This window comes from Paracoccus sp. R12_2, assembly GCF_017744015.1.
In the GTDB taxonomy this organism is placed as follows: domain Bacteria; phylum Pseudomonadota; class Alphaproteobacteria; order Rhodobacterales; family Rhodobacteraceae; genus Paracoccus.
In genome coordinates, this window is the sequence record NZ_JAGHRA010000010.1 from 127,102 (window position 1) to 134,646 (window position 7,545).

9 protein-coding genes are annotated in these 7,545 nt (G+C 62.8%); 5 read left to right on the top strand and 4 right to left on the bottom strand.

Annotated features, from left to right (window positions below; genetic code table 11):
* Entirely contained in the window at positions 1–1,293 is a 1,293-nt protein-coding gene (gene pncB / locus J7359_RS13225) for a nicotinate phosphoribosyltransferase (protein WP_209057242.1), read from the bottom strand.
* Positions 1,294–1,361: 68 nt separating this feature from the next.
* Entirely contained in the window at positions 1,362–1,958 is a 597-nt protein-coding gene (pncA, locus tag J7359_RS13230; RefSeq protein WP_209057243.1) for a bifunctional nicotinamidase/pyrazinamidase, read from the bottom strand.
* A gap of 136 nt (positions 1,959–2,094) precedes the next feature.
* On the opposite strand from pncA, the gene J7359_RS13235 reads away from it, so the two are divergent.
* Together J7359_RS13235 and J7359_RS13240 are read left to right on the top strand one after the other, a co-directional pair.
* The gene (locus J7359_RS13235) at positions 2,095–3,723 is read left to right on the top strand and encodes an SLC13 family permease (protein WP_209057244.1); all 1,629 of its coding nucleotides are present in this window, start codon (positions 2,095–2,097) and stop codon (positions 3,721–3,723) included.
* A 39-nt stretch (positions 3,724–3,762) separates the two neighbouring features.
* On the top strand, positions 3,763–4,701 hold the full coding sequence (locus J7359_RS13240) for a rhodanese-related sulfurtransferase (protein ID WP_209057246.1): 939 nt from the start codon (positions 3,763–3,765) through the stop codon (positions 4,699–4,701).
* Between the two features lie 33 nt (positions 4,702–4,734).
* On the opposite strand, the gene J7359_RS13245 is transcribed toward J7359_RS13240, so the two are convergent.
* On the bottom strand, positions 4,735–5,526 hold the full coding sequence (locus J7359_RS13245; RefSeq protein ID WP_209057247.1) for an enoyl-CoA hydratase: 792 nt from the start codon (positions 5,524–5,526) through the stop codon (positions 4,735–4,737).
* A 56-nt stretch (positions 5,527–5,582) separates the two neighbouring features.
* Between J7359_RS13245 and J7359_RS13250 the strand changes: the two genes are divergently transcribed.
* The 3 genes from J7359_RS13250 to rpsI all read left to right on the top strand — a co-directional run bounded on the left by J7359_RS13250 (position 5,583) and on the right by rpsI (position 7,116).
* Positions 5,583–6,035, top strand: coding sequence for a PaaI family thioesterase (locus J7359_RS13250; RefSeq protein ID WP_209057248.1), 453 nt, complete (start codon positions 5,583–5,585; stop codon positions 6,033–6,035).
* 122 nt (positions 6,036–6,157) lie between these two features.
* Entirely contained in the window at positions 6,158–6,622 is a 465-nt protein-coding gene (gene rplM / locus J7359_RS13255; protein ID WP_209057249.1) for a 50S ribosomal protein L13, read from the top strand.
* Positions 6,623–6,624: 2 nt separating this feature from the next.
* On the top strand, positions 6,625–7,116 hold the full coding sequence (rpsI, locus tag J7359_RS13260) for a 30S ribosomal protein S9 (RefSeq protein WP_209057250.1): 492 nt from the start codon (positions 6,625–6,627) through the stop codon (positions 7,114–7,116).
* Between the two features lie 235 nt (positions 7,117–7,351).
* Here the strand turns inward: rpsI and J7359_RS13265 are convergent.
* A partial coding sequence (locus J7359_RS13265; RefSeq protein ID WP_209057251.1) for a hypothetical protein occupies positions 7,352–7,545 on the bottom strand: 194 nt, incomplete at its 5' end.

The following is a 7,545-nucleotide window of genomic DNA, read 5'->3' on the forward strand; positions in this document are numbered from 1 at the left end:
TCAGACCAGGACTGGCTGCGCCGTTTGCTCGTCGACATCGAAGACCCGGCGATAGCGCGCGATCTCGGGCGCGGGACCGGTGGCCTTGGCCGGATTGTCAGACAGCTTGACGGTCGGGCGGCCATTCGCGGCGACCGCCTTGCAGACCAGGCTGAACGGGGCCAGTCCGTCACCGGCCACCAGACCCCGGAAATCATTCGTCAGCAACGTCCCCCAGCCGAAGCTGACCCTGACGCGCCCGTGAAACTGGTGGTGCAGTTCGGCGATCTTGTCGACATCCAGGCCGTCCGAGAAGATGATCAACTTCTGCCTGGGATCCTCGCCGCGCTTTTGCCACCAGCGGATCGCGGCTTCGGCGCCTTGGGCCGGGTCGCCGCTGTCGATGCGGATCCCCGTCCAACCCGCCAGCCAGTCGGGGGCGTGTTCTAGAAACTGTGCGGTGCCGTAGGTGTCAGGCAGGATGACGCGCAGGTTGCCCTCGTGTTCTTCGTGCCAGTCGGCCAGCACATCATAGGGTGCGCGGCGCAATTCGGCATCGCTGTCGGCCAGTGCGGCGTAGACCATCGGCAATTCGTGGGCATTGGTGCCGATCGCCTCGATGTCGCGGCGCATGGCAATCAGACAGTTCGAGGTCCCGGTGAAACGCTGGCCCAGCCCCTCCATCATTGCCTGCACGCACCAGTCCTGCCACAGAAAGCTGTGCCGCCGCCGCGTTCCGAAATCGGCGATCCGCAGATTGTCCAGTTCCCGCAGCGCCTGGACCTTTTCCCAAAGCCGGGTCATCGCGCGCGCATACAGCACCTGCAGTTCGAACCGACCCATGTCCTTCAGTTCCGCGCGGGATCGCAACTCCATGAGAATGGCCAGCGCGGGGATTTCCCACAGCATGACCTCGGGCCATTTGCCCTCGAAGGTCAGTTCGTACTGTCCGTCGCGCTTCTCGAGGTGATAGGGCGGCAGACGCAATCCTTCGAGAAATTCCATGAAATCCGGGCGGAACATCTGCCGTTTGCCATAGAAGGTATTGCCGCGCAGCCATGTGCTTTCACCACGGCTCAGCGACAGGCTGCGGACATGGTCAAGCTGTTCGCGCAATTCGCCCTCGTCGATCAGTTCGGCAAGGCGGATCGACTTGCTGCGGTTGATCAGGCTGAATGTCACATTGGTGTCGGGGCGATTGCGGAACACCGATTGGCACATCAGCAGCTTGTAGAAATCGGTGTCTATCAGCGACCGGACGATCGGGTCGATCTTCCATTTGTGATTATAGACACGCGTGGCGATATCGACCATCGGCGGCCCCCTTTATTTCCGATCATTGGTGCCCTGAACGTGACGGGCTGTGCAAGCCCGCGCGTCGTCTATCGCAGCGATACGCCTGCCTGCTGCATGTTCTGGCGTGCCGCATCCTTGCTGCCGTTCAGGTCGATGGCGCGGGTGGCGTCCTCGATCACGCTGACGGAAAAGCCCAGTCTGGCTGCGTCCAGCGCGCTCCACGCCACGCAGAAATCGTGGGCGAGGCCGACGAAGGTCAACTGCGTCAGGTCGCGTTCGCGCAGATAGCCTGCCAGCCCTGTCGGTGTGCGCCGGTCATTCTCGAAAAACGCCGAATAGCTGTCGATATGGGCGCGAAAGCCCTTGCGGATCACCAGGTCCGCACGGCTGACGTCCAGATCGCGGTGAAAGCCGGCGCCCTCGCTGCCGATCACGCAATGCCGCGGCCACAGGACCTGTTCGCCGTAATCCATTTCCGTCGTCTCGAACGGCCTCGCGCCGGCATGGTTGTCGGCGAAGCTGGCATGATCGGCCGGGTGCCAGTCCTGCGTCAGCACCACGGCGTCGAAGTCCGCCATCAGGTTGTTGATCCGGCCGACGATCTCGTGCCCGCCGTCAACCGCAAGCGCGCCGCCCGGACAGAAATCATTCTGCATGTCGATCACGATCAGCGCGTGGGGCATGTCGGCACCTTACTTGTTGCTTGCCGGACCCAAGAAACTTCGATCCCGGTGGGGAATGCAACCCCGCCGATATCTGGCGCTGCGTGTTGGGGATTTTCAGAACAGATGCGGCAGCGTACCAAGGATGGATTGAAAGATGAATTCCAACTGGCGGGTACAACGCAAACGGGAGGGTGCGGCGATGGGGCTTGATGACGAATTCCACCAGCAGGGTCAGTATGACGACTATGATGGCGGCGAAAGATCCGCCCGGCTGATCTGGGGTCTGCGGCTGCTGGGGCTGGGAATGGCACTGCTGGTGTGGTTGCTTCTGGGCAACTCGGAAGGGCTGGCGCCTGACGCGCGGGTGGTCGCTTCTGTCGGCACGCTGATGGCGATCTGGTGGATGACCGAGGCGATCCCGTTGTCGGCGACCGCACTGTTGCCCATCGTGCTGATTCCGGCGCTGACGGATCGAACCGTCGGTGAGGCGACTGCCCCCTATGCCAGTTCCATCGTGTTCCTGTTCCTTGGTGGTTTCCTGATCGCGATCGCGATGGAGAAATGGAACCTGCATCGCCGGGTCGCGCTGCTGACGCTGCGCAAGGTCGGCGTTGAGCCGCGCCGGATCGTGTTGGGGATGATGCTGGCGACCGGGTTCCTGTCGATGTGGGTGTCCAATACCGCAACGACTCTGATGATGCTGCCGATCGGTCTTTCTGTGCTGGCGCTGGTCGTCGATCGCGGGTCGAAGCAGGGCGGCGCGGCTGCCGAGGAGGAACTGTCTGGCGGGGCCAGGATCACCGACGTGGTGCGCGACCCGAATATCCGGGCCTTCGGCGTGTGCCTTGTGCTTTCGATCGCATGGGCTGCGTCGATGGGCGGGTTGGGAACGCTGCTTGGCAGCCCGCCCAACGCCATCGTGGCGGGGTATGCCGCCGACGAGCTTGGCCGTCAGATCGGCTTTCTGGAGTGGATGATTCTGGGGGTGCCGCTGGCCTTCGGGTTCATCTTCATCGCATGGCTGCTGATGACCCGGGTCCTGTATCGTTTCGACCTGCCCGAGATTCCGGGAGGTCGCCAGATGATCGATGACCAGATCGCGCATCTTGGCCCGCTGAGCCAGGGCGAGAAGATGGTGATGTTCGTCTTTCTGGGCGCGGCATTCCTGTGGGTCGTGCCGGGGCTTTTGTCCGGGATTCTGGGCATCGGTTGGCTGGACAGCCTTAACGACACTGCGATTGCCATCGCCGCCGGACTTGCGATGTTCATCCTTCCCGGTCAGGGCCGCAACAAGATGGTGCTGGAATGGAAGGACGCCGAAGAGGGGCTGCCTTGGGGCGTGCTGTTGCTGTTCGGCGGCGGGCTCAGCCTTGCGTCGGCGGTCGCGGCATCCGGGCTGGACAGCTGGTTCGGCGCACAGGTGCAAGGGCTTGGTGCGCTTCCCAGCGTGCTGCTGGTGGCTGCGGTCGTCACGATCATCCTGTTTCTGACCGAGATCACCTCGAACACCGCGACGGCCGCGACCTTCATTCCGATTCTGGGCGGGGTCGCGCTGGGGATCAATGCAGATGCGCTGAGCCTGCTGATCCCGGCGGCGTTCGCCGCGACCTGCGCCTTCATGTTGCCGGTGGGCACGCCGCCCAACGCCATCGTCTTCGGCACCGGCACCGTGACCATCGGGCAGATGGCGCGCGGCGGCGTCGTGCTGAACATCATCGGTATCCTGCTTATCACGCTGGTGTGTTACGTGCTTGGCGGTTTCGCGATGGGCCTGACGTTCTGAGCCTTGTCATGCGGGGCGCGGCTGGACTATGCCGCGCCCATGCTGACCGTCGCCGCGCTATATCATTTCACCCGTTTCCCGGATCCGGCCGCGTTGCAGGGTCCGTTGGCCCGACTGGCCTGCGGTAAGGGTGTGCGTGGAACATTGCTGCTGGCGGCCGAGGGCATCAACGGGACCATTGCCGGCACCCGCGAAGGGGTCGACGCCGTTCTGGATCATATCCGCGCGTTGCCGGGCTGCGCGGCGCTGGACTGGAAGGAAAACACCGCCGAGACGATGCCGTTCGGACGCATGAAGGTGCGGGTGAAGCGCGAGATCGTCACAATGGGTCAACCGGATGTCGATCCGACGGCCTCGGTGGGCCACTATGTCGAGCCGGCGGACTGGAACGCCCTGATCAGCGCGCCCGACGTGGCGGTGATCGATACCCGCAACGATTACGAAGTCGGCATCGGAACGTTTCAGGGCGCGGTCGATCCCGGCACACGAAGCTTTCGCGACTTTCCCGCATGGTGGCAGGCCAACGCCCACCGCTTTCACAACAAGCGCATCGCGATGTTCTGCACCGGCGGCATCCGCTGCGAGAAATCGACGAACTACCTGCTGTCGCAGGGTGTCGAGAACGTGTTCCACCTCAAAGGCGGGATTCTGAAATACCTTGAGGATGTTCCCGAGGATGAAAGCCTGTGGCAGGGCGATTGCTTTGTCTTTGATCAGCGTGTCAGCCTGACCCACGGTTTGCGTCAGGGGCGGCATGGCATGTGCCACGCCTGCCGCCGTCCGCTGGCCCCCGAAGATCGGCAACGGCCCGAATACGAGGAGGGCGTCTGCTGCCACCGTTGCGTGGATGAATACAGCAGCGCGGACCGAGTCCGGTTCCGCGAACGCCAGCGTCAGTTCGATCTTGCTGCCCGCAGGAACGATGGCTCGAACGTTCCGGGCGAACCCGGCACCAGACCCGAAGGGCTGGAATCCTGATCGGTTGAGGCCGACGGTTCGCGTCCCCGCGGATCAGGACTCGTCCCAGGATGGCCGGCGTTTTTCCAGGAAGGCGGAAATGCCCTCTTCGGTGTCGGGCAGCATCAGGTTTTCGCAGATCGTGCCGCTGGCCGTGGCGTAGGCATCGGCAAGGCCAAGCCGCAACTGCTCGTGGAAGGCGCGCTTGCCCATACGCACCGCGGCGGGAAGCTTGGCCGCGATCTGTTGCGCCATCTGCATTGTCACCTCGGACAAGCTGGCCTGCGTGGCGACCCGGTTGACCAGGCCCAGTTCTTGCGCGCGCGCGGCGGTGATGAAGTTGCCGGTCACAAGCATCTCAAAAGCCGCGCGTGGCGCGATCGCGCGGGTCAGCGCAACCATCGGAGTCGAACAGAAAAGACCGATGTCCACGCCGTTGACGCCGAATTTCGCGTCCTCGGTCGCGATCGCAAGGTCGCAGGCCGCCACCAGCTGACATCCGGCCGCTGTCGCAACCCCGTGAACCTCGGCGATCACCGGCTGGGGCAGGGCCGGGATCATCTGCATCATGCCGCCGCAGCGACCGAAAAGCCGGTCGAACGCTGCTCGTCCCGCGTCCTCGTCTTGGCGCGACGCCTGCATCTGGCGCAGATCATGCCCCACGCAGAATGCCTTGCCGTTTGCGGACAGGATCACCGCGCGAATCTTCTCGTCCGCCTCGATGCCGCGAAACGCGTCGGCAAGCGCGTCGATCATCTCGAAGGACAGAACGTTCAGCCGAGCGGGATCGTTCAGGGTCAGCCGGGCGACATGCCCCGTGTCGTTACGTAAGACCAGGTCTTGCATCTTGATCTCTCCTCCCTTTCCCGGAAGCCTAGGCCGGCACGGGGCAGGGGGAAAGCATGGATCTGGTGATGGATGCGACGGCGCTGAACGCGTTCCTGCAGCGAGAGTTTCCGCAGGTCGCCAGCGAGTATCGCGTTGAGAGTGTCGGGATCGCAGAGCTGACTGCACGCATGACGGTCGGGCAGGCGCATCTGCGCCCGGGCGGCACGATCAGCGGTCCGACCATGTTCGCGCTTGCCGATCTGGCGGTCTATTGCGCGATCCTTGCGCGGATCGGGCCGGTTGCGTTGGCGGTGACCACCAATGCCTCGATCGATTTCATGCGCAAGCCCGAGGCAGGTTGCGACCTGATCGCGACATGCCGCTTGCTGAAACTGGGCAGGGTGCTGGCCGTGGCGGACACGTTGATCCGTTCGGACGGGCAGGCTCACCCGGTGGCCCGCTGTTCGATGACCTACTCGATTCCGCCAAAACCGCCTGAAAACGGCGCCTTGGCGGGTGGTATTTAATTACCTATTTGGTAATTTACTGATATTGCTAAAAAATATGGTGCCAAACTGTATTGACTGGCGTCGCGTTATCAAGGATACACCGCCATCTCGAATTCAATCCGACCCTGAAGGGACGAAAGATGAAAACCTATACCGCGAAACCGGCGGAAATCGAGAAGAAGTGGATCCTGATCGACGCCGAAGGCGTCGTTCTGGGCCGTCTCGCCTCGATCGTCGCCAATCGCCTGCGCGGCAAGCACAAGCCCAGCTTCACGCCGCATATGGACATGGGCGACAATGTCATCATCATCAACGCCGACAAGGTGCAGATGACCGGCGCCAAGCGCGATGACAAGAAATACTACTGGCATACCGGCCATCCGGGCGGCATCAAGCATCGCACCGCGCGCCAGATCCTTGAAGGCGCCCATCCCGAGCGTGTCGTGATCAAGGCGGTCGAGCGGATGATCAGCCGCAACAAGCTGGGCAAGCAGCAGATGACCAACCTGCGCGTCTATGCCGGCGCAGAGCATCCGCACGAAGCACAGCAGCCCGAAGTTCTGGACGTCAAAGTCCTGAACAAGAAAAACACCCGGAGCGCGTGATCATGGCCGAAGACATCAAAACTCTCGACGATCTCAAGTCGGCTGTCTCGGGCACCGAGGCCGCCGTGGCCGAAGCCCCCGTCAAGCGCGAACCCCAGCGCGACGATCTGGGCCGTGCCTATGCCACCGGCAAACGCAAGGATGCGGTTGCCCGCGTCTGGGTGAAGCCCGGCTCGGGCAAGGTCACCGTGAACGGCAAGGACATCAACGAGTATTTCGCTCGCCCCGTTCTGCAGATGATCCTGAAGCAGCCTTTCGACGTCGCTGGCGTCGCTGGACAGTATGACGTTCAGGCCACCGTCAAGGGCGGCGGGCTGTCGGGTCAGGCCGGTGCCGTCAAGCACGGCATCAGCCAGGCGCTTCAGCTGCACGAGCCTTCGCTGCGCGCGGCGCTGAAAGCCGCGGGCTTCCTGACCCGCGACAGCCGCGTTGTCGAGCGCAAGAAGTACGGCCGCGCGAAAGCCCGCCGCAGCTTCCAGTTCTCGAAGCGCTGATCTTCAGCACATCAAATCCAGAAGGCGCGACCCTGCGGGGCCGCGCCTTTTTTCTTTCGTAGCGCGGATTCGGAGGGGGCGGCGCGCAAGGCATCCCGACTCGGCGGCGCAGATCTGACCCGAAGAAGACGGCTTTCAACCGCTGATTCCGCCCGATTCCCTGTCGGATTCGCCGACTCAAAGGGCTTCAGGGGTAAAATCTGGTCCAGAAAGCCGCAGCACTACCGCCGACGCGTCATCGGAATGTCACGAATTTATAACGCAAAATCAGTGACCTGTCGAAAAAATGGCGAACAAGTCGAAATTTCCTCTTGCGGGTCTCGGCGGCCATCCGTAAATACCCCTTCACCGAACGGCGGGACACGCTGAACGGGACGGAGAGACGGGCCAGACGGAACCGCGCTTCGGGAAGACAATCTGGGAATGAAC

Coding starts and splice junctions, on each gene's coding strand:
- pncB (WP_209057242.1), bottom strand. CDS start 1,293: ATGGTCGATATCGCCACGCGTGTCTATAATCACAAATGGAAGATCGAC.
- pncA (WP_209057243.1), bottom strand. CDS start 1,958: ATGCCCCACGCGCTGATCGTGATCGACATGCAGAATGATTTCTGTCCG.
- J7359_RS13235 (WP_209057244.1), top strand. CDS start 2,095: ATGAATTCCAACTGGCGGGTACAACGCAAACGGGAGGGTGCGGCGATG.
- J7359_RS13240 (WP_209057246.1), top strand. CDS start 3,763: ATGCTGACCGTCGCCGCGCTATATCATTTCACCCGTTTCCCGGATCCG.
- J7359_RS13245 (WP_209057247.1), bottom strand. CDS start 5,526: ATGCAAGACCTGGTCTTACGTAACGACACGGGGCATGTCGCCCGGCTG.
- J7359_RS13250 (WP_209057248.1), top strand. CDS start 5,583: ATGGATCTGGTGATGGATGCGACGGCGCTGAACGCGTTCCTGCAGCGA.
- rplM (WP_209057249.1), top strand. CDS start 6,158: ATGAAAACCTATACCGCGAAACCGGCGGAAATCGAGAAGAAGTGGATC.
- rpsI (WP_209057250.1), top strand. CDS start 6,625: ATGGCCGAAGACATCAAAACTCTCGACGATCTCAAGTCGGCTGTCTCG.